Annotated in this window: 18 protein-coding genes; 4 read left to right on the top strand and 14 right to left on the bottom strand. The window is 41.8% G+C overall.

Annotated elements, in window-relative coordinates; genetic code table 11:
* Nucleotides 1-3 precede the first annotated feature (3 nt).
* The 3 genes from ACE1AT_RS07965 to ACE1AT_RS07975 all read right to left on the bottom strand — a co-directional run bounded on the left by ACE1AT_RS07965 (nt 4) and on the right by ACE1AT_RS07975 (nt 3,225).
* Nucleotides 4-2,352 carry a tetratricopeptide repeat protein gene (locus tag ACE1AT_RS07965; RefSeq protein ID WP_374867028.1) on the bottom strand — a complete coding sequence of 783 codons (2,349 nt, stop codon included), beginning with the start codon at nt 2,350-2,352 and terminating at the stop codon, nt 4-6.
* A gap of 52 nt (nt 2,353-2,404) precedes the next feature.
* The gene (locus ACE1AT_RS07970) at nt 2,405-2,791 is read right to left on the bottom strand and encodes a hypothetical protein (protein ID WP_374867030.1); all 387 of its coding nucleotides are present in this window, start codon (nt 2,789-2,791) and stop codon (nt 2,405-2,407) included.
* Between the two features lie 152 nt (nt 2,792-2,943).
* Nucleotides 2,944-3,225 carry a DUF3288 family protein gene (locus ACE1AT_RS07975; protein WP_374867032.1) on the bottom strand — a complete coding sequence of 94 codons (282 nt, stop codon included), beginning with the start codon at nt 3,223-3,225 and terminating at the stop codon, nt 2,944-2,946.
* A 289-nt stretch (nt 3,226-3,514) separates the two neighbouring features.
* On the opposite strand from ACE1AT_RS07975, the gene ACE1AT_RS07980 reads away from it, so the two are divergent.
* Nucleotides 3,515-5,968 (top strand): ATP-dependent Clp protease ATP-binding subunit, encoded by a 2,454-nt coding sequence (locus tag ACE1AT_RS07980; RefSeq protein WP_374867034.1) that lies wholly within the window; start codon nt 3,515-3,517, stop codon nt 5,966-5,968.
* 281 nt (nt 5,969-6,249) lie between these two features.
* Here the strand turns inward: ACE1AT_RS07980 and ACE1AT_RS07985 are convergent, their stop codons facing one another.
* From ACE1AT_RS07985 to ACE1AT_RS08020, 8 genes are all read right to left on the bottom strand, one after another.
* A complete protein-coding gene (locus ACE1AT_RS07985; protein ID WP_374867036.1) occupies nt 6,250-7,347 on the bottom strand; it encodes an AI-2E family transporter in 1,098 nt (365 codons plus the stop codon).
* Nucleotides 7,348-7,667: 320 nt separating this feature from the next.
* On the bottom strand, nt 7,668-10,007 hold the full coding sequence (locus ACE1AT_RS07990) for a molybdopterin oxidoreductase family protein (protein ID WP_374867038.1): 2,340 nt from the start codon (nt 10,005-10,007) through the stop codon (nt 7,668-7,670).
* A gap of 282 nt (nt 10,008-10,289) precedes the next feature.
* Entirely contained in the window at nt 10,290-11,792 is a 1,503-nt protein-coding gene (locus tag ACE1AT_RS07995) for a NarK family nitrate/nitrite MFS transporter (RefSeq protein WP_374867040.1), read from the bottom strand.
* Between the two features lie 182 nt (nt 11,793-11,974).
* On the bottom strand, nt 11,975-12,823 hold the full coding sequence (locus tag ACE1AT_RS08000; protein WP_374867042.1) for a nitrate ABC transporter ATP-binding protein: 849 nt from the start codon (nt 12,821-12,823) through the stop codon (nt 11,975-11,977).
* Between the two features lie 67 nt (nt 12,824-12,890).
* The gene (locus ACE1AT_RS08005) at nt 12,891-14,876 is read right to left on the bottom strand and encodes a nitrate ABC transporter ATP-binding protein (protein WP_374867044.1); all 1,986 of its coding nucleotides are present in this window, start codon (nt 14,874-14,876) and stop codon (nt 12,891-12,893) included.
* A gap of 72 nt (nt 14,877-14,948) precedes the next feature.
* Nucleotides 14,949-15,791, bottom strand: coding sequence for a nitrate ABC transporter permease (ntrB, locus tag ACE1AT_RS08010; RefSeq protein ID WP_374867046.1), 843 nt, complete (start codon nt 15,789-15,791; stop codon nt 14,949-14,951).
* 215 nt (nt 15,792-16,006) lie between these two features.
* The gene (locus ACE1AT_RS08015) at nt 16,007-17,332 is read right to left on the bottom strand and encodes a CmpA/NrtA family ABC transporter substrate-binding protein (protein ID WP_374867048.1); all 1,326 of its coding nucleotides are present in this window, start codon (nt 17,330-17,332) and stop codon (nt 16,007-16,009) included.
* A gap of 29 nt (nt 17,333-17,361) precedes the next feature.
* On the bottom strand, nt 17,362-19,053 hold the full coding sequence (locus ACE1AT_RS08020; RefSeq protein ID WP_374867050.1) for a ferredoxin--nitrite reductase: 1,692 nt from the start codon (nt 19,051-19,053) through the stop codon (nt 17,362-17,364).
* Between the two features lie 479 nt (nt 19,054-19,532).
* Here ACE1AT_RS08020 and ACE1AT_RS08025 point away from each other — a divergent pair, with 479 nt between their 5' ends.
* The 3 genes from ACE1AT_RS08025 to ACE1AT_RS08035 all read left to right on the top strand — a co-directional run bounded on the left by ACE1AT_RS08025 (nt 19,533) and on the right by ACE1AT_RS08035 (nt 23,018).
* On the top strand, nt 19,533-20,636 hold the full coding sequence (locus ACE1AT_RS08025; RefSeq protein WP_374867053.1) for a HEAT repeat domain-containing protein: 1,104 nt from the start codon (nt 19,533-19,535) through the stop codon (nt 20,634-20,636).
* Between the two features lie 247 nt (nt 20,637-20,883).
* Nucleotides 20,884-21,822 carry a LysR family transcriptional regulator gene (locus tag ACE1AT_RS08030; RefSeq protein ID WP_374867056.1) on the top strand — a complete coding sequence of 313 codons (939 nt, stop codon included), beginning with the start codon at nt 20,884-20,886 and terminating at the stop codon, nt 21,820-21,822.
* Nucleotides 21,823-21,905: 83 nt separating this feature from the next.
* On the top strand, nt 21,906-23,018 hold the full coding sequence (locus ACE1AT_RS08035; protein WP_374867059.1) for an anthranilate phosphoribosyltransferase family protein: 1,113 nt from the start codon (nt 21,906-21,908) through the stop codon (nt 23,016-23,018).
* A gap of 95 nt (nt 23,019-23,113) precedes the next feature.
* Here the strand turns inward: ACE1AT_RS08035 and ACE1AT_RS08040 are convergent, their stop codons facing one another.
* The 3 genes from ACE1AT_RS08040 to ACE1AT_RS08050 all read right to left on the bottom strand — a co-directional run bounded on the left by ACE1AT_RS08040 (nt 23,114) and on the right by ACE1AT_RS08050 (nt 25,238).
* A complete protein-coding gene (locus tag ACE1AT_RS08040) occupies nt 23,114-24,013 on the bottom strand; it encodes an MBL fold metallo-hydrolase (RefSeq protein ID WP_374867061.1) in 900 nt (299 codons plus the stop codon).
* 11 nt (nt 24,014-24,024) lie between these two features.
* Nucleotides 24,025-24,408 (bottom strand): aspartate 1-decarboxylase, encoded by a 384-nt coding sequence (gene panD, locus ACE1AT_RS08045; RefSeq protein WP_374867063.1) that lies wholly within the window; start codon nt 24,406-24,408, stop codon nt 24,025-24,027.
* A gap of 317 nt (nt 24,409-24,725) precedes the next feature.
* Complete coding sequence (locus ACE1AT_RS08050) at nt 24,726-25,238, bottom strand: inorganic diphosphatase (RefSeq protein ID WP_016861634.1); 513 nt, start codon at nt 25,236-25,238, stop codon at nt 24,726-24,728.
* Nucleotides 25,239-26,426 lie beyond the last annotated feature (1,188 nt).

Genomic DNA, 26,426 nt, shown 5'->3' on the forward strand with positions numbered 1-26,426 from the left:
TCTTTACACATTACCTGAACTAATTTTCATAGCTGATTTTAGCTCTTCCCAATTGCTTTGGACTTTGGTCGTAACAGGGTGATCTGGCCCCAACAATGGCTTTAAAATTTCTAGCGCATTTATGTAGAGCGGTTCTGCTTCTTGATATCGATTCTGAGAATAGTAAAACTTGGCTAAATTGTTCAGGCTGATTGCAACATCAAAATGAGTTTCTCCTAATAATTGCTTTCTCATTTCCAAAACTTGCTTGTAGAGAATTTCAGCTTCCTTAATATTACCTAGATCCTCAGAAAGAGATGCAATATTATTAAGTACAGTAGCTACATCTGGATGAACTTCTCCAAAGATATGTTTTTGTATCTCTAAAGCCTTTGTAAATAAAGGTTTTGCTTCCTCGTATTTTCGTTGTATAGCATAAATTTCAGCTAGATTATTTAAAGCAATAGCCACATCATAGTGCTTCTCTCCCAAAAGTTCTTGAGAAAGTTGTAATGACTGCTGATACTTATTTTCGGCTTCTTCGTAGCGTTCTTGGGAATGATAGCAAGATGCTAAATTGTTAAGACTAGTAGCAACACGAGGATGTTTTGTACCGAGCAGACGTTTTCTCATCTCTAAAGCTTGTAAAAATAGTTTTTCTGCTTTTTGATAACGTCCTTGAGTATCGTAAAGTAACGCTAGATTATTGAGACTATCTGTTACATCGATATGTTCTTCTCCCAAGCACTTACGTCTCATATCTAAAGCTTGATTATATAAAGTTTCTGCTTCAGCGTATTTTCCCTGAGCCGTGGAGAGTAGAGCTAGATTATTGAGGCTATCAGCTACATCAGCATGTTCTTTTCCAAAAAGTTTACGTCTCATTTCCAACACTTTCTGGTGTAAAGGTTCTGCTTCTGTGTAGCGTCCTTGAGTGTAGTAAATTGAACCCAAATTACTGAGAATCGTAGCCAAATAAGGATGCTCAGTAGCAAATCGCTTTTCTACTGTAACCCGACACTGTTCGTAGAACTTCTCCGCCTGACTATAAAATCCTTGTCCTTCGTAAAATCGACCTAAACCAGTGAAAAGTACGGCTAGATCCTCATCACAGAGATATACAGTTAGATTTTTAGCTACCTCTGCGACATGAGGCATGGCAAGAGAAATAACGGTTATTAACTTGAGAGTAGGATCTTCAGGAATTTCCTGGGCAACAGTTACCATTACCTGGCAAAAAGAGTGCTTGAGTTCCTCTGCTTGATTTAACTCTATCAGTTGGTATTGGAAAAATTCCCTTAGCAGGGGATGCATTTGGTAAACTCCCTTTGCTTGGCGTTGCAACAAATGCAAAGTCAGCAAACTATCATCCCGAATTTCCTCTAATTCTTCTGCATCGACTTCCGGTAAACACAATTTCACCAATTCCCAAGGGATGGGTGCAGAAGCAAATAAGCTGAGTAAACAACCCAGTTGCTTATCATCATCTGCTAACTCTTTCCAACTCAATTCAAACGCTGCAAATACACTCTTGTGTACTGCCGTCATATCCTCATCTTTTTTATGCTTCTTTAGGGCAGATTCTTCCAGACGCTTATTTTCTAGCTTCTGCCACATATCCGCTAAAGATAAATCTTGCTTGCGTACCAAATACCGCCCAACTAATTCCAACCCCAAGGGTAAATATCCAAGCCATGCACAGAGGGATTCTGCCTGTGATAACTCTTCATTTACTCGTTCATCACCAATCAGTGAACGCAATAAATCTAAGGCTGCATCTGGTTGTAATACATCTAAAGGTAACTGTTTGATAGATGCACCAAAACTTTGACGGCTTGTTAGCAACACTTTAAACCGGGATGCTGATGGTAGATAGGGCTTGATTTGTGAATATTCACTGACATCATCCAACACCAATAACACCTCTCCCTCATGCCAGCGTAGCCAACAATGGTTTAATTGTTCAGATAAATCAAGGTCTTGAGGTGGGTTTAAACCCAAATGGCGAGCAAATTGAACTATTTGTGAACCGACATTTTCACTTTTGACACCACACCAACAAATGCCACCAGCATAACTTGCTTGGTGTTGTATAGCGTATTGCAGCGCTAATTCCGTTTTTCCTACTCCCCCCATCCCAGAAATAGCTGCAATTACTACCTGCTGGTTGTGCTGCAAGAATTGGTGCAATTGAGCAAGTTCTTTTTCTCGCCCAACAAATTTTTTTGCCCCAGTTGGAGGCAATTTTTGCCGTATACCTGATGGTTTTGGAGTGTCGGGGGATGTGCTAACAATTAGTTTGTCAATAATGAATTGACTATCTTTACCATAAATGCCTATCTTTTCTGTCAGTTTTCCAGAGTCTTCTGGCATAATGAATTACTTTGGCTAAACCACAAAGAGGACAAGGAAAAGGGGAAGAATATTAAACGTTAAAGTTTGTAATATTTACCGTACCACCTTGAATTACCATGCCTATCTTTTCTGCTAGCTTGCCGAAATTCTGGACTGTTGCAGGTTGAGATTTGACAGCATCTGCCACATTTTCTACTGCTTGGGCAATTTCTGGATCTTCCTTTGCCGCTTCTTCAACTTTTGCTGTTGCTTCTAGATAGGCTTGTCCATAATCTAGAGGTTTTTGCTGTGCTTGTTCAATCGCACTTGCAGTATCAGGTTTTTTACGCCTTAGCAGCACTAATAACTCTCCACCCTTCTCTAATGCCTTTTCTCCCAAGATTTCGCCAGTTTTTTCAAAAGCTTTCGTAATCACCAAAGTAGCGATCGCTGCGACTGTCAGTGTTGTTGGTTCCATAAGTTAACAATAAAAAACCCAGATCCTACTACTTGTCACTTTATGCACCCAAGGCACAATCATAGTTTAATTATTTGAAAGCAAGCAGACACAGCAATATTACATACATTTACAATAAATAAAAAATTACACAATTGACCAATGACCATTGACTAATTCCAATCTTGCTCATCTTTTTTAGAGCGGCTTTTATAAATTCCACCAACGGCGTGAATGGCGCGAGTCTTGTCAAATAGCTCCGCTTCGGTTAGACCCCACTGTTGTAGTATTTTATCCAAGTCGCTTTGAATGTCCCTTGCACCGGGAAAGCCGTGATAACGAACTCGCAATCTCGCTAATTCTGCCAAGTTATACTCTGTCGCCTCACCAACTAGTAAACTTTCCACAATCGAGCGATCGCGATTATATAAAGGATGTTGTTGATCTTTGTTCATAAATATTTAGTTTAGTTGTCATTGGTCATTGGTCAAGGGTAGAGACGCGATTCATCGCGTCTCTACAATAGTCAATTGTTATTCTCCCTATCTCCCTTGTCCTTAATCCCCGATCCCCAATCCCCGATCTCTTAACAGACGGCTACCCTACCTAAAATCTTACGGCTCTCCTCACTGCCGTTAAACTTAAAATAAAGATACATTGTCTTTAAGAAAAGTAGACAAAAGTTCAGGTGAGGGTGAAATTGACTTTACCCGAAGCCCAAGCAGCAAGGGAGCAAAACCCGCTATGTTTGAACATTTCACTTCCGAAGCTATTAAAGTAGTTATGCTCGCTCAGGAGGAAGCCCGAAGACTGGGTCACAACTTCGTAGGAACTGAACAAATTCTCCTGGGTTTGCTGGGAGAAGGAAATGGGGTTGCTGCCAAAGTGCTGACTGAATTGGGCGTTACTCTCAAAGAAGCACGTCGCGAAGTCGAAAGAATTATTGGTCGGGGTTCTGGCTACTTACCACCAGAAATTCCTTTTACCCCGAAAGTAAAAACCTTATTCGAGCAATCATTTAAAGAAGCTCGTAGCTTAGGACATAACTATATTGGTACTGAACACTTACTGTTAGGATTAACTGAGGCAGGGGAAGGAGTTGCTGCCAAGGTACTACAAAATTTGGGGGTTGACCTCAACAATATCCGCAGCACAGTTATTCGTATATTAGGTGAAGTTACACCCACAACTGTAGGTGCTAATACTAGTCCTAGACGAACTCAAAATTTGAGTTTAGAAGAATTTGGGAGAAATCTGACCAAATTAGCACAAGAAGGTAAGCTCGACCCTGTTGTTGGTCGTGATCAAGAAATTGAGCGTGCTATCCAGATTCTTGGTCGTCGCACGAAAAACAACCCGGTATTGATTGGTGAACCGGGAGTTGGTAAAACTGCGATCGCAGAAGGTTTAGCACAACGCATTCACAACCAAGATGTCCCCGATATTTTGCAAGACAAGCAAGTTATCAGTCTTGATATGGGGTCAGTGGTAGCAGGTACTCGCTTCCGTGGGGACTTTGAAGAACGCTTGAAGAAAATCATGGATGAAATCCGCACTGCGGGTAATATTGTCCTGGTGATCGATGAGATTCACACCCTTGTTGGTGCTGGTGGTGTAGAAGGTGGTATGGATGCTGCTAATATCCTCAAACCCGCATTGGCTAGAGGTGAACTTCAGTGCATTGGTGCAACTACCCTTGATGAGTATCGTCAGCATATCGAACGCGATGCTGCACTAGAGCGTCGTTTCCAACCGATTATGGTTGGTGAACCTTCGGTAGAAGAAACAATTCAGATTCTCCAAGGCTTGCGTTCAGTATACGAACAACACCATAGAGTAGAAATTACTGACCAAGCATTGGTTGCAGCTGCTAATTTATCTGATCGTTATATTAGCGATCGCTTCTTGCCAGATAAAGCTATCGATTTGATTGATGAAGCCGGTAGCCGTGTGCGTCTGCGGAGTTCGATGGTTTCTGACAATCGCGAAATTAAGCGCCAATTGACTGCTGTCAGTAAAATTAAAGACGAAGCCGTCAGAACACAAGATTTTGACAAAGCTGGAGAATTACGCGATCGCGAGTTGGAACTCGAAGCTCAATTAGCAGATACACAAGCTGATAAATCTGTCAAGTCTCTGGTAGTTGACGAAGAAGATATCGCCCAAATCGTCGCCTCTTGGACTGGCGTACCAGTCAACAAATTGACCGAATCTGAGTCTGAGATGTTGCTGCACTTAGAAGATACCCTGCATCAGCGCCTCATCGGTCAAGAGCAAGCAGTCACAGCTGTATCCCGTGCGATTCGTCGCGCCCGTGTCGGCTTGAAGAATCCCAATCGACCCATTGCTAGCTTTATCTTTTCTGGGCCTACGGGAGTTGGTAAGACTGAATTGGCTAAATCCTTAGCGGCTTACTTCTTCGGTTCTGAAGAAGCTATGATTCGTCTCGATATGTCAGAATTCATGGAACGCCACACCGTCTCCAAACTGATTGGTTCGCCTCCTGGTTATGTTGGCTACGACGAAGGTGGACAATTGACCGAAGCCGTCCGCCGCAGACCATACACAGTGTTGCTATTCGACGAAATCGAAAAAGCGCACCCCGATGTATTCAATATGCTGCTACAAATGTTGGATGACGGTCATCTTACCGATGCTAAAGGTCGCAAAGTAGACTTCAAGAATACTCTGATTATCTTGACTTCTAATATTGGTTCACGAGTCATCGAAAAAGGTGGTGGCGGTTTAGGCTTCCAGTTCAACGAAGACGAAGCTGAAGCAAGTTACAACCGGATTCGTAACTTGGTGAACGAAGAAATGAAGAATTACTTCCGTCCAGAGTTCCTCAACCGTCTGGATGAGATTATTGTCTTCACTCAACTCAAGAAAGAAGAAGTCAAGCAAATCGCTGAGATCATGCTCAAAGAAGTTGCTAGCCGCTTAACTGAAAAAGGTATCACTTTAGAGGTGAGCGATCGCTTCAAAGATCGTGTACTTCAAGAAGGCTACAACCCCAGCTACGGTGCTAGACCGTTACGTCGGGCGATTGTGCGCCTCTTAGAAGATTCTCTCGCAGAAGCATTGTTATCTGGTCAAATTGGTGAAGGTGATACAGCCATTGTCGATGTTGATGATGATGGACAAGTCACAATCAACAAATCAGAAACCAGAGAGTTCATGTTGGCGAATGTAGGCTAATATTTATACATTCACGTTGTTGCGCTAACATTGTTGAAAAAGACTGTCGCTCCTATGTAGCCTAAAGGAGCGATTTTGATAAGCCTCTGGCAACATTGGGTGAAATGGTGATTTTAAAAACCCCTGATAATTACATCGGGGGTTTTTTATTTAAACACCAAGACACTAAGACACTAAGAAGAGACTTGTTTTTTTGGGTTACACCTTAAATGGAGGTGTGATCGCGTCTTAAATTTTCTCTACCGAGTGCGATCGCTTATTTTTCTTATCTCTTGCTTGAATTACTGCAAAGTTGATTCATTGACTAACATCTCTGGTAACTTCTTATCTTCAACAGAATCAATGCTTTCAGGGAAATCAGCAAAACCGTCGATCGCATCTTTAATAAAACCAGCTAAAGGAACAGCAAGCAGTAACCCTAATAATCCGCCAATATAAGTTCCTACCAGCAAAGAGATAATTACCCAAATTGGTCTTAGACCAGTAAAACTACCTAAAATTCGGGGTGCGATCGCTTGATCAATCAATTGATCAAGAATTAGAGATAGAACTAAAACTTTAGCAGCTAACCAAATATTGTGTGGTGCAAGTATTAAAGCAATAATAAAATAACTCACGATATCACCAAAAGGGACTAGGCTCAAAATTGCCACACCCAAACCAAACACTAAACCAAATTTTAGTTTCAGAATTAAATATAAAATCGTTTGTGACACTCCCAGCATTAAAGCTAAAATCACCTGACCAATCAGAAAATTTTGGAAATTATTTTGAAGAGATTGTTGTATCTTTTGGGCTAAATCAAAAGGTATCTTTTTAAATATTCCTTTCCATATTCTTTCACCATCGATTAAAAGATATATTGTTAATACAACTGTGATTAAAGCTTCGGAAATGCTATCAATAGTATCTACAATAATACCAAATAGCTTGTCTCCTGTTTGTTCCAACTCATCTGGTAAATGATTTATAGACTGATTAAATATTTCACTAAAATTAATATTTAGTCTGTGACTGGCTGCCCAACTATTGAGAAATTCAAGTTTTTCTTCAGTAGCATCAATCCATTGAGGAACTGATTTAATCATTTCATTTAATTGTTGTAGAGCAATAGGTAACAAAGTAATACCCAAGCTGACCACAATTACTAAACTTGCAATCAAAACCAATAAAACTGCATATTTACGTTGCATTTTTCTTTGCTCAAGAAGTGCAACAGGGTAGTCCAAAATAAAAGCTAACAAAGTAGCTAAAACTAAAATAGTGACTATGGGTTGAAAATATTGAAAAAATTTAAAAGCTAACCAACCATTAAGAAAAACTAATGGGAAAAGGAGCATCAAAATTAACCATTGCAATAGTTTATTTAGATAAAGCATGATTTTAAATGAGTAATCATAAATGAACTTATACATTTATATATATAGGACTATAGGGCTAGTTTTGCCTCATACTGTTGGCAAATTCTGAAATCTCAAAAATATTCACCAATAGTAGAGACGTTGCACTGCAACGTCTCTACAACCCCAAAATTATGACAAAAATCTTTAACCAAGCATTATATCAGGCTCGCTTGATTACTTATGATTGCCGAAGAACCCCACCCCGGTTTTGTCTAACGCCAAAACTTCCCCGCGTGCGGGGAGGGGATTAAGGGGGTGGGAAGTATAACTAATTATCCGAACTTGATATTACTGGATCACGGCTTTGTGACTAATTTAATCCCCGTTCCCCGTTCCCTGATCCCTGATCCCCGATCCTTAATAACTGTTAAATCTGCTGTAACTGGAATTATCTGCACAGCACAGGCTTTTAATTCTGGTTGTAGAGAATCGGGACAAGATTCAGGATGGGTAAGGGCGTTGGCTTCGGCGTTATCCGCCCACATAGCACCCCAATGCATGGGGACGAAAACTGTACCAGGGGCGATCGCTTTGGTAATTTTGGCTGGGAAGAAAGTTTTGGAACGACGCGATCGCACTTCCACTAATTGGTTATCAGTGATTCCTAACCCAGCAGCATCACGGGGATGAATTTCGATAAACGGTTCAGGGTGCATTTGCCGAGTTTTTTCAATCCGACCAGTACGTGTCAGGGTGTGCCAATGTCCATAAAGTCTACCAGTCGTTAGCACAAAGGGATAATCAGGATCTGGTGGTTCTGCTAGTCCCCGCGAATGATAAGCTCCAAACCTGGCGCGTCCATCGGGGGTGTGAAAGCGTAAATCGGTGTAGAGACGCTTTGATTTTAGATTTTGGATTACCCTGCGGGTAGACACGGAGTGGCTTCCGTAGGTAGCCGCAGAAGCGTCTATAGATTTTGGATTGTTAGATTGTTCGTCGGATGTTTCAATCTCTGAGTGCTGACCAGTTATCTCTAATCCAAAATCGGGATGTGGCCATTGAGTTGGGCCTTGCGATCGCAATTGTTCATGACTTAACCCTGTCATCTCGCAGGGGCGATCGCGAGTTAGTTGGATAAACTCTGCAAATACCTCAGCAGAGTTAGCAAAAGCAAATTCACCGACAAAACCTAACCTGCGTCCAACTTCGGCGAAAATTTCCCAATCTGGTTTAGCTTGTCCTGGTGGTCGGCGAAATGCTGGACATAGGGTAACTCGGCGTTCTGAATTGGTCATGACGCCTGTTTTCTCACTCCATTGGGCAGCAGGTAGAAGAACATGAGCGTAAGTAGCAGTTTCTGTGGGATAATAGGCGTCTTGGTAAATAGTGAAAGGCGATCGCATCAACGCTGCTTTTGTACGTTCCAAATCTGGCATACTCACCGCCGGATTAGTCGCAGCGATCCACAGCAAGCCGACATTCCCATCTTCCAAGCCAGTAATCATGTCCCAAGCTGTCAAACCAGGATTGGGTGAAATTTGTCCCCGCTTTAATCCCCAAACTTCTTCAACTTCAGCGCGGTGTTGAGGATTTTTCACCAAGCGATAACCAGGTAACAAATGCGCCAATCCTCCAGCTTCTCTACCTCCCATGGCGTTGGGCTGACCTGTGAGGGAGAATGGTCCAGCCCCTGGTTTACCAATCTGTCCGGTCATCAAGTGCAGATTAATAATAGTTCTGACCTTGGCTGTCCCTTCTGAAGACTGATTTACACCCATTGACCACATAGACAACACACGTTGTGATTGACCCCAGTACCTAGCTGCTGTCTCCAAATCTTTAATGTCTATTCCGCAGCGGTCAGCTACTATTTCTGGAGAATAATGGCGGATTACCTCAGCATAGGCGGGGAAGTTGCTGGTACAGTCGTCAATAAAGCTGACATCAATATGGTTCCAACGCATCAACAAGTGAGCAATTCCATTCAACAAGTCGATATCTGTACCAGGACGAATTGCTAAATGTAAGTCAGCTACTTCTGCGGTGGGTGTACGACGGGGATCAACCACAATCATTTTGACCTTGCGGTTTTTTTTGTGGTATTTCTCCAATCTGTTAAAAATTATCGGGTGACACTCTGCTGTGTTAGTACCAATTAAGAATGCACAATCAGTTAACTCCAAATCGTCATAGCAGCAGGGAGGCCCATCCGCACCAAAGCTTTGGATATAACCAGCTACAGCACTAGACATACACAAGCGAGAGTTCGCATCAAAATTATTGCTACCCAAGCATCCTTTCAACAACTTCTGGGCTATGTAATAATCTTCGGTTTGAAACTGACCAGAACCGTACATGCATATGGCTTGTGGTCCTTGAGTGAAACGCACAGTTTGAATGCGTTTGGTGATCAGATCAAAAGCTTCATCCCAACTCACACGCCGGAATTTTTGATCTAGGGAGTCGCGTACCATCGGATAATGTAGTCTGTTTTTATCCAAAGATTCAGCAATGGTTGCACCTTTGACACAAACCATTCCTTGACTTGATGGATGGGTTTTATCACCCCGTACTCGCCAAATTGGGTTCCCTTGACTATCGCGATAAGTTGCTTTACCTGGTTGGGCTGGGGGTGAAACTTCTAAACCACAGCCAACACCACAGTAAGGACAGAGTGTTTTAGTAACTTCAGTCATAGTTTTATCAGGCGAACATCGATGCACACTGATGCACAGCGATAGATTATTTGTGTGAATTTAGTTTTATATAGATGTGGTTTTTTCTAACAAGAATGAAGATGTGCCTAATCATCTTAGACTTAGCTCAAAAAATAAAAAAATCAACCGCCAAGAGCGCCAAGAAACAAGAGATATTATCAGGTATAACTGCTTGAAATCATGAAATTAAGTTAGATTTAATTACATTTAATGAGCGCTTTAGCGCTCACTACTAACTGGAGAAAATTTGAGTTTTGAATTTTATTCTTCTGCGATTATGGCAGAGCTTTGAGTTGTCTTTTCTGGTAATTCGCCTTCATAAGCACTAGCAAAAGAATCCTTGGGTTCTTTGAGGAAGAAGGCACACATAAAAGCGCAAATCATGGCGGCTATTCCCATTGTGGAAAATAAGGTGGAGGCGTCGGTTAAGCTAAAAATTGTTAGATAAACAACTCCACCAAAATTACCGTAAGCTCCGACGTTACCTGCAATCTGTCCTGTGGCTTCTTTTTTAATTAGAGGTACGATACCGTAGGTTGCGCCACACCCAGCTTGAGCAAAATAAGCAGCAAACATAGTGACAGCGATCGCTAAAGGTAAAGGCCAGCTACTGTTAATAAAATGTGCCATCAAATAGCCAACACTAATACCAACACTAATAATCGTCATTGTCCATTTACGAGAGCCAAATTTATCAGAAATTAAGCCACCGCTAGGACGAGAAATTAAGTTTAAAAATGGGTAGGTAGCAGCAATCATCCCAGCCACTACATGCTCCAAACCAAAGGTTTTTTCAAAGAAGGCAGGTAGCATAGAAACGGCAGCAAGTTCAGAGCCAAAATTAGTAATGTAAGTGAACTCTAATAATGCTACTTGTCTAAACTGATAACGTTCTGAAGCAGCATAGGTTTTCTTACCAATTAAAAGTTCTTTATTTACCTGCCAAGCTTTGTAGGTTTGGTAAACAAACAATCCTGCTAATACCAACCAAACCAAATACATTTGGCTCAGAGTTAAAAAATGAATATTCTTTTGTTCCAAGCGCCAAGCTAATAAACCCAAGGCAAAAATTAAACCAAAATTGGAGATAATCATTGCCCAAAAGCTTTTAACACTGGTTACTTCTAAAGCACCATTTTTCTTAGGACGTTTATAAACTTTACCAACAGGCGTATCTTTCACACTATTGAAATAAATTAGACCGTAAATTGCAGCAATGATACCTGTCAAAGCGATCGCAAATCGCCAATTGGAAGCGCCACCAGTCATCAAGCTGGCAGCTACTGCAATTGTTGGTAAAGTAAATTCTGCCCCAAAAGCCCCAAAGTTACCCCATCCACCATAAATACCTTGGGCAATACCAATTTCTTTGGGGGGAAACCATTCTGCCACCATGCGGATACCCACCACAAACCCAGCCCCGACAATCCCCATCAATAAACGACTAATGACTAGATGGTGAAAATTTTGTGATAGCGCAGTCGCGAGACAGGGAACAGAAGCAAAGATCAGTAGTAATGAATACGTAATTCTAGGGCCAAAGCGATCCAGCAGCATACCAATGATGATCCGCGCCGGAATTGTCAAAGCAAGGTTACAAATGCCTAAAGTTTTGATTTGTTCTGGTGTCAGATTTAACTGTTTACCAATAGTTGTCGCAAAGGGAGCAAAGTTAAACCAGCATACAAAAGTCAGAAAGAAAGCAAACCAAGTTAAATGTAAGATGCGGTAGCGACCATTAAATGAAAATAATCCTTTCAGCATAAGATGTTAGTGATTGCTGGTTAGTGGTTAGTTGTTGGTTGTTGGGCATGAATCAGTTAACAGTTAACAGTTTCATTTGATAACTGATAAGTCTCCCTTATCTCCGATCCCCAATCCCCGTACTCTACAAGAAGCCGCTTACGCGTCTACGCGAAGCGTCTCCTCTGGAGAATCCCCGATCCCTATTCCTCAGAATGAGCGCAGCGACGATAGAGAAAATCTAGGGCGTAATTCCGCAAGTTATAGTATTCCGGGTCTTCCATGATGCGACGACGATTGCGGGGACGGGCAAAAGGAATATTGAGGACTTCACCAATCTTGGCAGCAGGGCCGTTAGTCATCATTACTAGCCTGTCTGCTAAAAACAACGCTTCGTCAATGTCATGAGTAATCATCAGGACTGTGACTTGATGTTCACGCCAGATTTGCAGTAGTTCTTCTTGCAATTCTTCTCTGGTGATCGCATCTAAAGCCCCAAAGGGTTCGTCCAAAATCAAAACTTGGGGACGGATAGAAAGGGCGCGGGCGATCGCAACTCGCTGCTTCATTCCACCAGAAATTTGACTGGGTTTCTTATCAGCAGCCTCTGTCAATCCCACCATCGCCAAATGTTCTTTGACAATCGCTCGTTTTTCTGCCTGTGTTTTACGAGGAAATACTGTATCTACAGCTAAATATATGTTCTCAAAAACACTCAACCAAGGTAGTAGACAGTAATTCTGAAATACCATCATTCTGTCTGGGCCTGGTTCAGTAATCGCTTGGTTTTGTAGTAGAACTACACCATCAGTGGGTGTATTAAAACCAGAAACCATATTCAGCAGTGTTGACTTACCACAGCCAGAGTGACCGATAATACAAACAAATTCACCTTCACGAACTTTGAGATTAACTCCATCTAATACGGTGTAAGGCCCATCAGCAGTTGGATAAATTTTGTTTACATCTTCAATGACAAGAAAGTTTTCTGCTTTTTGAGTTTGCAGTTGATTGATTTGAACTTCGCTGCTATTTCCGTTTAGTGTTCGCATGATGACTATTGTTTGTTGGTTGGTTTAATCAACTAATGACGAATGACGAATGACAAATGACAAATGACTAAATAAATACTTCCTCAATACGGATCTGACGTTTAATTTCCATGCTTTCGAGGTACTCAATCGGCTTTGAAGGGTTAAAAAGTTTACCATCAAATAAATGGATGGGGTCGTCTTCTCCGATATCGAGTAAACCTAAGTCACGGGCTGCTGCACCGAATATATCTGTACGACAAACTCGTTCAATCACTTCTACCCAGTTTTTGGGAAAAGGTACTAAACCCCAACGTGCCATTTGAGTAACCATCCACAACAATTCGGTGCGGTTGGGATAGTTGGTTTGATTGAGATAAAACTGGTTGTATCCTGTTAATTCTTGGGGTTGTGTACCATCACCGCGATCGTAAGGATCGATAAAACCAGGACGGACGTGGACAGGATCAATATCAAGGTACTGAGGACGACAAATTAATGCCAAAATCTCTTCACGATTGCGGAAATCATCGCAGTATTTGCAGGCTTCTAACAGTGCTTTGACCAAAGCCAGGTAAGTTTCTGGGTACTTCTGCGCCCAATCTTCCCGTACTCCTAGCACTTTTTTCGGCTGTCCTGACCAAATTTCGAGAGCTGTAGCAGCAACAAAACCCACATCTTCATGTACAGCCAGATGATTCCAAGGTTCTCCAGCACAGTAGCCGTCAATTTTTCCGGCTTTGAGTTGGGAAACCATTTGCATTGGTGGTATGACTGTGAGGCTGACGTCTCTGTCAGGATCTATACCACCAGCCGCTAGCCAGTAACGCAGAACCAAGTTCTGCATTGAGGTTGGATGCACAATTCCCAAAGTGAGAATATGGTCGGGAGAGGCGTTAATTGCATTTTTTAAGTCAGCTAGAGTTCTGACACCTTCGCTGTACAATCTTTTGCTTAAGGTGATGGCGTTAGCATTGCGGGAGAGATTTAGGGCGTTGACTACGGGAATTGGTGTTTTCCCACCGGCGCCCAAAGTGAGAGCGAGGGGCATTCCAGCGACCATCTGAGCGGCGTCAAATCTCCCAGTTGCAACACCTGCGGCTATTTCTTGCCAATCTGCTCCACGGTTGAGAGTAATTTCTTCTAATCCGTAATCAGCAAAAAAGCCTTTTTCTTTTGCCACGATTAAAGGTGCAGCATCAGTTAAAGGCAGAAATCCAATCTCTAAATTGACTTTTTCTAAACCATTGCGGGAAATGATTACTGGTGCTTCAACCTTAGCCTTGCGTTTCTTGGCTTGTTTTTGTTGGTTGAGGAAGTAAATCATCTCGTTTCGCAGATTGTAGTAGCTAGGATGATTGACTACTTCCAAGCGCTGACGGGGACGGGGAATAGGCACTTCTAGGATTTGTCCAATGTGTGCTTCTGGGCCGTTGGTGAGCATGACAACGCGATCGCTCAATAATAATGCTTCATCGACGTCGTGTGTCACCATCACACAGGTAACGTTATGCTCATTACAAATTTTCATCAATTGCTCTTGCAAACCACCCCGTGTGAGTGCATCCAACGCCCCAAAGGGTTCATCTAGCAGTAACAACTTCGGACGGATCGCCAAAGCACGAGCGATCGCAACTCGCTGTTTCATCCCTCCCGATAATTCACTCGGACGTTTTTTCGCCGCCGGACGCAACCCTACCATATCGATGTGCTGATCGACGATGGAAGTGCGATCGCCTCTAGACTTATTTTGATAGACTTCATCGACTGCCAAGGCGATATTTTCCCGCACTGTCAACCAAGGTAGGAGTGAATAATTTTGGAATACCACCATCCGGTCTGGGCCTGGATCTTTCACCTCCCGTCCTTCCAAAGTCACACCACCGACACTAGCTCTATCTAAACCTGCAATGATATTAAGTAAGGTGGACTTACCACAACCAGAATGTCCAATTAGAGAAATAAACTCTCCTTGTCGGATTTTGAGGTCAATATTTTTTAAAGCGATATACTGACCACCATTTGGTAGGCTAAATACACGATCAACGTGGTCAATTTCTACAAAAGTAGTCATTGGTCATTTGTCCTTTGTCGTTGGTCATTTGTCATTTGTCATTGGTCCTTTGTTTTTATTAATGACTAATGACTATTTCTGCTCTTCTGGTACGACTTTGCTGGCGATAAATCCTACTAATCTATCGAGCATTAAACCAACCAAACCAACATAAACTAAAGCCAAAATAATTTCACTTAAATTTGTTTCCGTCGTTGTGTTGTAGGCATCCCAAATAAAAGAACCAATCCCGACACCACCGACTAACATTTCTGCTGCCACAATTGCTAGCCAAGATAAACCAATACCTATTCTCAAGCCTGTAAATATATAAGGAACAGTGGCAGGAAAGACTATTTTCACGAAATACTTTGGCCCTTTGAGCTTTAAAACTCTAGCAACATTAATATAGTCTTGAGGAATTTGTTGTACACCTACAGTAGTGTTAATCAAAATTGGCCAAATAGACGTGATGAAAATCACAAAAATTGCTGAAGGGTTAGCCTGTTGAAATGCTGCCAAAGAAATTGGTAGCCATGCCAATGGAGGTACTGTACGTAATACTTGAAAAATTGGATCTACGGCTGTATGGAGTAATTTATTAACTCCAATTAAGATTCCTAATACAATTCCCACGATTGCTGCTAAAGAAAAACCTAAACCAACTCTTCCCAAACTATTTAGTATTTGCCAGCCTAAACCTTTATCACTTTCACCATTATCAAAAAAGGGATGAATAATAAAAGGGTCCCAAGTTTCCGCAAAAGTTTCTATTGGTCCAGGTAATTTAAAATTAGGGTTTAAACAAAGTATTTGCCAAACAACTAGAAAAATAGCTAAAGCTACGATTGGTGGCACAACTTTTTTAACAATAATTTTAGAAATGTTCTTGCGGGGATTTTTTTTGATAGTACGACTGCCAAGGGTAGCTGCCATTTTTGGTTTCTCCAAGTTGTGTCCAGTTGACTAAAGAAAGGGTGTAACGGTATGAGGGTGCATTCAACTTGGTGTCTTAGTGTCTTGGTGTTTCAAAGATTGTCTTTTTCACCACCCTTCGGGTTCGCCACCTTGCCATCGTGACGGGAACCGCCAAGACGGCAAGTGGACTCACCAAGACACTAAGACACTAAGAAAACTTCATGAGCCAACGATTAGACTTTCTTGATTTTTAAAGCCTGTAAATATGCTTCGGGTTTTTCGGGATCGAACTTGACACCATCAAAGAAAGTCTCAACTCCACGAGAAACGTTAGTTGGAATTTCGGAATCAGCTACACCAATAGCTTTAGCGGCTTTCTTCCACAAATCTTCTTTGTTGACCTGGTCTACAATTTCTTTAACTTTGGTATCTTTTGGCAAATAGCCCCAGCGAATTTCTTCTGTTAAGAACCAAATATCATGACTCTTGTAAGGATAGGAAGCATTATCAGCCCAGAATTTCATCCGGTGTGAGAAATTTTGTTGGGTGCGTCCATCACCGTAGTCAATATTGCCTTTAGATCGTTCGAGAATATCTGCTACAGCGACGTTAAAATATTTGCGATCAGAGCAGATTTTGCACATTTCTTCTTTATTTTCGGCGCGATCGCACCACTGTTGGGCTTCTATAATCGCCATCAATAATGCTTGCGTAGCATTGGGATTTTTATCAACCCAATCTTTTCGCATTGCAAAAGCTTTTTCTGGATGATCTTTCCACAATTCGCCGGTAACAAGGGCTGTGTAACCCAACTTTTGACTCACCAATTGGGCGTTCCAAGGTTCTCCTACACAGAAAGCATCAATAGTACCAACTTTCATATTTGCCACCATTTGTGGTGGTGGTACGGGTTCCAAAGCTACATCTTGATCTGGATTGATTCCATTTGCTGCTAGCCAGTAGCGCATCCACAAATCATGAGTACCACCAGGAAAAGTCATCGCAACTTTCATGGTTTGTTTGTTGGCTTTGGCTTGATTAGCGGTTTCTTTAAGTGCTTTGGTTTGTAAACCAATTTTCAAATCTTTGAATTTATTAGCAACGGATATAGCCTGACCGTTAGTATTTAATCGTGCCAATGTATACATCGGTACTTTATCGTTGATGGTCATCAGATAGGGCATGGGGCTGAGAATGTGGGCGCCATCAATACCACCACCAGCCGAACCGATTTTCAAGTTATCACGGGTGACAGGCCAAGATTTTTGCTTCACCACCTCGACATCGGTCATACCATACTTGGCAAAGAAACCTTTTTCCTTGGCGATAATCAGAGGAGCAGAGTCTGTTAATGGTATAAATCCTAGCTTTGCTTTAGTTGTTTCTACTTTGATAGCACTAGCTGCTGTAGAGACATTAGCTGCTGGGGTTGCGCTTGGTTTATCGCCACCTGTTGTTGCTGACTGAGAACCACCAGAGGAGCAACCATGAACTAGGATAGAAGCCGCCGCCGCAGTACTTGCGGTGAAAATAAATTTTCTTCTAGAGAGATTGGTCATTTGTTATTTGTCCTTTGTCCTCTGTCCTTTTAATGAATTACTAATGCTTCTTGCTTGGGTTTAGCTGCGAAATGTTGAATCAATAATTGTTGCAATACTGGCTGCAAGTCTTCACAGGGGACGCCTTTTTGGATGCAGGTTCCCAACTGTGCGTGTTTACCAACTTTACCGCCCATATAGATATCAACACCTTCCACAGCTTTGCCGTTTTTACGGGCTTTGGTTCCCATCAAGCCGATATCTGCAACTTGGGGTTGTCCACAGGAGTTAGGACAACCAGTCCAATGAATTCGCACTGGACGAGTTAGTTCTAAATCTGCTTCTAAAGCTTTAATTACTGCTTGGGCGCGATTTTTGGTTTCAATCAGGGCAAAGTTGCAAAATTGAGAGCCAGTACAAGAAACGAGCGATCGCGTTAATGGTTTGGGATCAATACTAAATTTTTCTAGCAGTGGTTCTGCTAAAAATAATACCAAACGTGAATCAGGAATATTGGGGATAATCACGTTTTGCTCTAATGTTAATCGGATTTCCCCACTTCCGTACACATCAGCAAGACGTGCAATTTCAAACATGTCCTGGGCTGTCATCCGACCGACAGGAATATGTAACCCTACATAGTTTAATTCAGGTTGCTTTTGTTTGTATACACCAATATGATCACGTTTTTCCCAATCAATTTCGTCTTTAGGTGCTGCTGGTAAAAACGGCTTACCCAAACGCTGTTCGACTTCTGAACGGAATTTCTCTAAACTCCATTCATCAATTAACCACATCAGCCGAGATTTCAGACGGTTGGCACGTGAGCCATGATCACGGAATACTTCTAAGACTGCTCTACATACAGCAACTACATCTGTTGGTGACACCCAAGCATCGAGGGGAATAGCTGCTTCACAGCGTTTAGCAGAGAAAAATCCACCAACGAGGATATTAAAGCCGAAGATCGGGGATTGGGAATCGGGAATTGGGGATCGGGAAGATTCTTGCCCAATTCCCAATCCCTGATCCCTGATCCCCGTTCGCGTAGCGTCTCCTCTGGAGAATCCCTGATCCCCGATCCCTGATCCCCAATCCCCGATCCCTTCCCTAAACGCAGGTACAAAAGCTAAATCATTAATCTCAGCATGAACCGAATTATCCCGTCCGCCAGTGATGGCAATATTAAACTTCCGTGGTAAATTAGTAAACTCTGGGTTGCCTTCTCCTTTGTTGGTAAGCATGTCTTGAATTTGCTGTACCAAATCGCGTGTGTCGAATAACTCATCCGCATCTAATCCAGCCACGGGATCACCGGTGATGTTACGAACGTTGTCCATTCCTGATTGCACACTGGTTAAGCCGACTGTATGAAATTTATTAAAAATTTCTGGTAAATCCTCAATCCGAATGCCCCGTAGTTGTATATTTTGTCTAGTAGTAATGTCAGCACTGCCGTCATCACCATAACGCTGTACAACTTCTGCTAACACTCGCATTTGAGCAGCCGTGAGAATGCCATTTGGCATCCGCATCCGCATCATAAATTTACCTGGAGTGACTGGGCGAAAAAACACACCCACCCACTTGAGGCGATGATCGCGATCAGTTTCGTCCATCGCCTCCCACCCGATAGAGGCAAATTTTTCGATCTCTGACTTGACAGCGAGTCCATCTTTTTCTGCCTTAAATTTCTCGAATCGATTGAGGGTAGTTGTGGTGGTAGTTGCTGCTTCTGTCATGATTAGTTGTTAATCACTAGTCTGTGGATATTGGGCATTGGGCATCGGTCATTGGGTATCAGGAATTGCCCTTACACTAATGACAAAGGACAAATGACAAATAACTAAGATATGTGGTTAGTTGGTCAATTCTTTTTGAGTACTGAATCGCAATTTTGATTCACATGTACTTAGGTTAAAGTTGTAAAAACATAAAAATCGTATACATTGTTACGAAATATTTGCAAGTATGTACAAAATGTATTAAAAACATGCATTTAGTGCATGAAATGTCACCAAAAATAGCCGTAAAGCTTTTAGATACAAGCGATCGCCAGTATTTTTTTGTTAGTGGTTAATTGGTTAGTGCAGCCCTGACTTGCAGTCTGCGCGGATTTTAAACATTTGGGATGCTCTCTCCTTTTTCTTTTACTGTTCACTGATAACTGATAACTGGTAACTGATTCAAGGCGTACTTAGGCTAAATAAAGATTTAAAAAATGAGAGAGAATCAACAAGAACAACTGGAATTAGCACTCTCTGCTTTGCTAATGGGAGATTTTCAGCAACGCTGGGAGATCACCAAGGTATTTAAAAATTTGGGAGCGATCGCGATTCCTCAATTGATAGAGATATTGACAGATGATGAACTCGAAGAAGAATTGCGCTGGTATGCAGCACGAATTTTGGGAGAATTTCAGCATCCAGATGCAATTTCTGCCCTGATAGAATTACTGAAAACCGAAGCAGATGAAGAACTCACAACAATAGCAGTATCAGCACTCGGACAAATGGGTACGCTTGCGATTGCTGCTTTAAGTGAACTTTTGACAGATGATGAAACGCGCTTGTTAGCAGTGCGATCGCTTTCTCTGATTCGCCATCAAGAAGTGATTACACCACTGTTAACTGTAGTAGACGATCCACTTATAGCCGTTCGTGCTACTGCGATTGAAGCCCTGAGCAGCTTTCATGATCAACGTATACCATCAGTACTTCTACAAGCGTTAGATGATATAGCTGCCCCGGTTCGACGAGAAGCTATATTAGGTTTGAGCTTCCGCCCAGAATTACGCGACACATTAGATTTAGTCACAAAATTGCAACCTAGACTCTATGACTTTAATCTGGAAGTCTGTTGTACGGCCGCAGTTGCTTTGTCGCGTATGGATGGTGACAATGCAGCTCAATATTTATTTCAAGTACTGGTGTCACCTCACACACCAGTAAAATTGCAAATCGAAACGATCCATGCTTTAAGCTGGATAGAAACACCTTCTAGCTTGGAATATCTTGGCACAGCGCTGAACCAATTAGAATCAGTGGCATTGTGTCAAGAAATCGTAACAGTTCTGGGAAGAATCAAACAACCACAGTTAACCCCAATAGCAACAGAAATATTATTGGCAATGCTGCGAAAACAGCACCCAGCACTGGAAAATGTAGTAATTAAAGGAGAAATAGCATTATCTTTGGGGCAATTAGGCAGAATAGAAGCTAAAAAAGCTGTCATTGCTCTTGCAGAAGATACTGATGAACGAGTCAGACTACATGCGATCGCAGCGCTGAGGAATCTGGATCTCAAGAGAGAGTCAGGAGTGTGAGGAGTAGGGGACAAGGAGGACAAGGGGAGCCACTGCGTTGCGGAGCCAGTACGTTGCGGGGGTTTCCCCCGTTGTAGTACCTGGCGTCGGGTCCCCCGCGTTGTAGCACGTGGCGTGAACAAGGGGGAATACTTAATTGTCATTTCGATTACTAATACAAAATATAGATGTAACAAAGTCTACTAAAATGTTGCTACAAATACGTTAAGTTAGTTCCACCCATAAATGTAATTCAGGCTACATCCACATGCGACTAGAGCAGTTGCAAGCCTTTCTAGCGATCACGGACACTGGTAGCTTTCAAGGGGCAGCAAGAAAATGTAGTGTTACCCAATCGACTATCAGTCGCCAAATCCAGGCACTGGAAGCAGATTTGGGTTTGGAATTATTTCATAGAACAGGCCAAGCAAAGCTAACTGTGGCTGGTGAACGCTTGCTACCGCGTGCGCGTAAAATTTGCCAAGAGTGGCAAACAGCAACCAATGAGATAGCAGATTTAGTAGCAGGAAAGCAGCCTGAGTTGTGTATAGCAGTAATTCACTCACTGTGTGCTTATTACTTGCCACCAGTATTGCAACAATTTTGTCACGATTATCCCAACGTGCAACTGCGGGTGACATCCTTGGGTAGCGATCGCGCTTTAAAAGTCCTCAAAGATGGGCTAGTAGATATGGCGATTGTGATGAATAATCGCTTTTTAATTGCAGGTAAAGAAATGGTGGTAGAAGTTTTATACGATGAAGCAATAGAAGTCCTGATCGCGGCCAATCATCCACTAGCCCAGTATGAACGCATTCCTTGGTCAGAGTTAATTCGTTATCCACAGGTAGTTTTCAAAGATGGTTATGGAATGCAACGTCTTGTTCAAGATCGGTTTGAACGACTGCAAGCTACACTGCGGGCGGTTTTAGAAGTCAACACTTTAGACGCTTTCCGGGGAGTAGTGCGTCAGGGAGAATTAATCGCTTTGCTGCCTAATTCAGCATTGGTAGAAGCACGTAAAGACCCCACCTTAGCCGTTCGTCCCTTGGCTAGTAATGGTTCTGCTGACAACTCCAATCTGACTCGCCGAGTGGTGATGGTGACAACCCAAGATCGTTTGCAAATTCCTCCTATCCTACATTTTTGGCAGTTAGTGAAGGACAATGTACCACCACAAGTTCCTTTAGAGAAATCGGCTTGTTAAGTACAATTAGTTCAAAGTCCAGAGTCAAGAGTCAAAAGCCAAAATCTTGACACTTGACACTTGACATTTGACACTTGACTACTATGAGCAATACATTTCGGGATTTACTGAAAAAGGTAGGTAGTGGTAATCATACGGGAGAAAATTTGACTCGTGAGGAAGCTGCTACTGCGACTAGGATGATGCTGTTGGGTGAAGCGACACCAGCCCAAATAGGGGCTTTTTTGATTGCCCATCGAATTAAACGTCCGACTGGAGAGGAATTAGCAGGGATGTTAGATGCCTATGATCAACTAGGGCCAAAGCTAGCATCCATATCTTCATCTTCTGTACAAGCAGTTATGGTTTTGGGTATACCCTATGATGGCAGAACCCGCACAGCACCCATTAGCCCAATCACAGCGTTGTTATTAGCTGCTGCTGGACAACCAGTGGTGATACATGGGGGCGATCGCTTACCAACTAAATATGGTTTACCTTTGGTAGAAATTTGGCAGGGTTTGGGGGTAGATTGGACTGGGCTAACCTTGGAAAAAACTCAACAGGTGCTTGAGGAGACGGGTATTGGCTTTGTTTACCAACCTCAGCATTTTCCATTAACGCAAAGTATTTGGGAGTACCGTGATCAAATAGGTAAACGTCCGCCCTTTGCCACTATGGAATTAATTTGGTGTCCTTATGCTGGCAATGCTCACATTGTGTCGGGGTTTGTTCACCCTCCTACAGAAGCGATGTTTCAAGATGCTTTAACTCGGCGAGGAGTAACTAATTTTACAACGATAAAAGGATTAGAAGGTAGTTGTGATTTACCACGCGATCGCACCGCGATTATTGGTTTATTAACACCTACAACCAGCAATCAAATAGAAAGATTGCATTTAGCTCCCCGTGATTACGGCTTTACTACCAAAAATGTACCCTTGGGTACTACTGAAGAACTAGTAGCAGATATGCAAGGTGTATTGAAAGGTATATCTTGTGAACTCATGGAAACAGCTTTATGGAACGGTGGGTTTTACCTGTGGCGTTCTGGTATTTGTTCAGATATGCAATCGGGTATTGCCAAAGCAAAAGAATTACTGACAACTGGCGCAGTAGCAGCAAAACTTCAAGAAGTTACTCAAAGCATTGATAAACTGAAGTCCACAGTCCATAATTCAATGCTACTAACCATTGACCGAATAAGGCAAAAGTGAAAAGTTAAAAGTTAAAAGCCAAAAAAAAGAAAAATGGTCAGTCCCCCTAAATTTATTTATAAGGATTATCTTTTTACTTTTTACTTTTTACTTGACTATTGACCAACATCCAAAATTAACCCTTCACGGGCTATTAGGGCTTCTGGAAAAGCAGATGCAATTTCTATTTGCATCTGATCAAGCCAATCGTCAGAATCGTCTGGGTGATGGAGAGAAAAGACAATTTGCTTAATGTTATGTATACCAGCCAAATCCACAGCTGTTCGCCAATGTAAATTACCAGAGTCAGTTTTGTGGAAGCTCAAAGGAGTGCTGATATTAGTAATCAGCAAATCAACATCTTGAACTAGCTGAATGATGTTTTCTTGCTCAGTAGGGTCAACTTCCTTAGGTAAATCAGTTACATAGGCAACACTATAATTCTGCCAACTGATTTTATAACCTATAGACTTTTGGATTTTATTTATTAGCGCGGTTGTAATCGTGATCTCATCTAGCTTGACTATCTTACCCGGATGAAAATTGTGAAACTGCAACTCAGATTGCATCATTTGTAAAGGGTAAGGAAAGTGTGGTAGCAGCATCTGATCATATAAACATTGCTTGATTGAAGCTCCATTTGAGGCTGCTGTTCCATAGATGTGGAAACTATTTTCAGAAATAAATGCTGGCGCAAAAAATGGAAATCCTTGAATCCTATTTGATTGGGAGTTAGTAAAAAATAAATGAGCTTCTAGTGGCTGTTGTTGTTTTAGCCAACTTTTACCGACTATACGTAAACCAGTTCCTCCATCAAAAACGAGGTGTTTGCTGGCTAACTGCATTTCTACACAGGCGGTATTACCGCCATAACGACTTGTATTGCTACCTGGGGTGGGAATTAAATCCCGTACACCCCAAAATTGCACTACGAATTTTCCCCGGTGGTTCGAGGGCTGAGTAGCTTGCTTCTGAGTTACGTATATCTGGGGTGACGACTGCTCAAAATTTGACATTTTTTTTGCTATTAGGTCTTACTGAGCAGGTCATCGTAGTAGCGAATTTCCAAAACACAATTTTTTTCGTCCACAATGACAACAGTTGGAGAGTAACTTTTTAACTCTTCTGTAGTAAACTGCCCGTAAGCCATTATAATCAAGCGATCGCCTATCATGCCTAGACGTGCTGCTGCACCATTTAGTTCAATCGCCCCAGAATTTTCTGGAGCCGGGATCGCATAAGTAATGAAGCGTTCACCGTTGGCATTGTTTACTACTTGTACCTGCTCATAAGGTAAGATACCAGCTTTCTCCATCAACATGCGATCTATAGTGATACTACCTACATAGTTGAGATTAGCTGCTGTAATTGTACAGTTGTGAATTTTTGCTAAAAGAAGTGTGCGTTGCATTGATTGTAGGGGGTTGGGAATTGGGGATTGAGAAAGGGGGACAAGGGAGACAAGGGGAGCCACTGCGTTGCGGAGCCAGTACGTTGCGGGGGTTTCCCCCGTTGTAGTACCTGGCGTCGGGTTCCCCGCGTTGTAGCACGTGGCGTGGACAAGGGGGACAACTTCTCAGTTATCAGTTATCAGTTATCAGTGATCAAATTAAACTGGTAACTGTTAACTGTTAACTGATTCATGCCCAATCCCCGTACTCTACAAGAAGCCGCTTACGCGTCTACGCGAAGCGTCTCCTCTGGAGAATCCCTGATCCCCTATTCTCTCTAACCTTTACCAGCTTGAATGCATTTTTCCACTAAAGGCATAACTTTATCAACATCATGCCAACCAAGAATTTCTGTCACTTTCTTTTCAAGATTTTTATATGTGCGGAAAAACTCTGCTATTTCCTCTAACCGATGTGGGGCTATGTCTTTGATTGATTTGACGTTAGTATAGCGAGGATCTTTGTCAGGTACACAAAGGATTTTTTCGTCGCGATCGCCACCGTCTATCATTTCCAACATACCAATAGGCCGTGCGGCAATTACACACCCTGGAAAAGTAGGTTCGTCCATGATCACCATGCCATCAAGTGGATCGCCATCATCAGCTAAAGTGTTGGGAACAAAGCCATAGTCATATGGATACTGCACTGATGCGTAAAGTACCCTATCTAAAGCAAAAGCCTGTAGCTCTTTGTCATATTCGTATTTATTTTTACTTCCACCTGTAATTTCAATCAGAACGTTAATTAGACCTGGTTTGGGTTGAGGGGGAATAAGGGATAAGTCCACAACAAAACTCCTGAGATAATAGTAATACACGGGTCAAGCCTTGATTGGCTCCCCGTGTAGAATTTTAGGGCCAAGAGGGACATATCCCAATAGGGAAACATGAGCAAACTTTCAAACGGAACAGGGAACAAGATTTTTTCTATTCCCTGTCCTCTATTTCCTGTTCCCTAAGCCATAGGCGCAGCTTTCCTATAGGGTAACTGTTTGTTGAATGAGCCTTGAGTGAGTGACTTCATGAAGCAACAGCAGAAAGAGTTAAATCTTTTACCAATAACTTAGAGGATGAAATATGCTTTTCCCAGTTCAGCACAGGCATTTCTTGCCAGCAATGACGGCAAAACCAGTATATTTCAGATCCGCGTATATGTAACAAAAGAGGGCTGGAACAGCAAGGACAGTAATTCATAGTTTTTTGAAAAAATTTAGCTTAAATTGTGTTGATTACAAAAAAACAAACTTTTGATTAAGTAAATTGGTGTGAATAAAGGTATATTAGTGAACTCTTGTGCAATACAGGGGATTCTAAAGTATTTGGTATAACTAAAAACTGTTGGGGAAAAATGATAAATTATTCATATTTATTCACACAAGGCAATTTATTGCTATCCACTTACTTAATATCTTGAAAAACACAAAATCATTTGTTTATTTCTCTATAATCATTACCTATTGTAAGAATTAGGTGACTAATATTTAAAATATTTATAAATTATGTGATTTATCTCAAAATTAGAGTGAGTATCTATTTTGGTAAATGTAAAAATAAATAAAATTTGGCTATCTACTATAGAACTCGTATTTGATTTTTGTTGGCGTAGCCTGAACTCTGCGCTTAAAAGCTCAGTAAACTTCTACCTCCCTTATTTCCTGTTCTCTGTTGAGAGTTCCCTGTCAAGAGTCTTTACCAGTAAGTTCATGAATCAAATCGGATTCCTATATTTGTTTTCATGATTTATTCTTCACAAGATCCTCAAATTAATTTTATATGGTTATAAATGTAAGAAGTAAAAATTGCAACGTTCATTGGAATAAGTATAAATAAGGCTGATAAACCACGTCTACTTTGAGAACTGTAGTTTTGTAGGTTGGGTGTAGCGACAGCGAAACCCAACATTATAGTCTGGTTAATGTTGGGTTACACTCCGTTCCACCCAACCTACATAATGTCCTTTTTGAAAAACTCCTCTT

Origin of the sequence: Pelatocladus sp. BLCC-F211 (genome assembly GCF_041928655.1) — a bacterium.
Classification (GTDB): Bacteria; Cyanobacteriota; Cyanobacteriia; order Cyanobacteriales; family Nostocaceae; genus Pelatocladus.

Excerpts from the sequence above, each read along its gene's own strand:
- ACE1AT_RS08020 (WP_374867050.1), bottom strand. The coding sequence starts at position 19,053 with ATGACAGAAGCAGCAACTACCACCACAACTACCCTCAATCGATTCGAG.
- ACE1AT_RS07970 (WP_374867030.1), bottom strand. The coding sequence starts at position 2,791 with ATGGAACCAACAACACTGACAGTCGCAGCGATCGCTACTTTGGTGATT.
- ACE1AT_RS07975 (WP_374867032.1), bottom strand. The coding sequence starts at position 3,225 with ATGAACAAAGATCAACAACATCCTTTATATAATCGCGATCGCTCGATT.
- ACE1AT_RS08015 (WP_374867048.1), bottom strand. The coding sequence starts at position 17,332 with ATGACCAATCTCTCTAGAAGAAAATTTATTTTCACCGCAAGTACTGCG.
- ACE1AT_RS07980 (WP_374867034.1), top strand. The coding sequence starts at position 3,515 with ATGTTTGAACATTTCACTTCCGAAGCTATTAAAGTAGTTATGCTCGCT.
- ACE1AT_RS08035 (WP_374867059.1), top strand. The coding sequence starts at position 21,906 with ATGAGCAATACATTTCGGGATTTACTGAAAAAGGTAGGTAGTGGTAAT.
- ACE1AT_RS08025 (WP_374867053.1), top strand. The coding sequence starts at position 19,533 with ATGAGAGAGAATCAACAAGAACAACTGGAATTAGCACTCTCTGCTTTG.
- panD (WP_374867063.1), bottom strand. The coding sequence starts at position 24,408 with ATGCAACGCACACTTCTTTTAGCAAAAATTCACAACTGTACAATTACA.
- ACE1AT_RS07990 (WP_374867038.1), bottom strand. The coding sequence starts at position 10,007 with ATGACTGAAGTTACTAAAACACTCTGTCCTTACTGTGGTGTTGGCTGT.
- ACE1AT_RS08040 (WP_374867061.1), bottom strand. The coding sequence starts at position 24,013 with ATGTCAAATTTTGAGCAGTCGTCACCCCAGATATACGTAACTCAGAAG.
- ACE1AT_RS07995 (WP_374867040.1), bottom strand. The coding sequence starts at position 11,792 with ATGCTGAAAGGATTATTTTCATTTAATGGTCGCTACCGCATCTTACAT.
- ntrB (WP_374867046.1), bottom strand. The coding sequence starts at position 15,791 with ATGGCAGCTACCCTTGGCAGTCGTACTATCAAAAAAAATCCCCGCAAG.
- ACE1AT_RS08005 (WP_374867044.1), bottom strand. The coding sequence starts at position 14,876 with ATGACTACTTTTGTAGAAATTGACCACGTTGATCGTGTATTTAGCCTA.
- ACE1AT_RS07965 (WP_374867028.1), bottom strand. The coding sequence starts at position 2,352 with ATGCCAGAAGACTCTGGAAAACTGACAGAAAAGATAGGCATTTATGGT.
- ACE1AT_RS07985 (WP_374867036.1), bottom strand. The coding sequence starts at position 7,347 with ATGCTTTATCTAAATAAACTATTGCAATGGTTAATTTTGATGCTCCTT.
- ACE1AT_RS08030 (WP_374867056.1), top strand. The coding sequence starts at position 20,884 with ATGCGACTAGAGCAGTTGCAAGCCTTTCTAGCGATCACGGACACTGGT.
- ACE1AT_RS08000 (WP_374867042.1), bottom strand. The coding sequence starts at position 12,823 with ATGCGAACACTAAACGGAAATAGCAGCGAAGTTCAAATCAATCAACTG.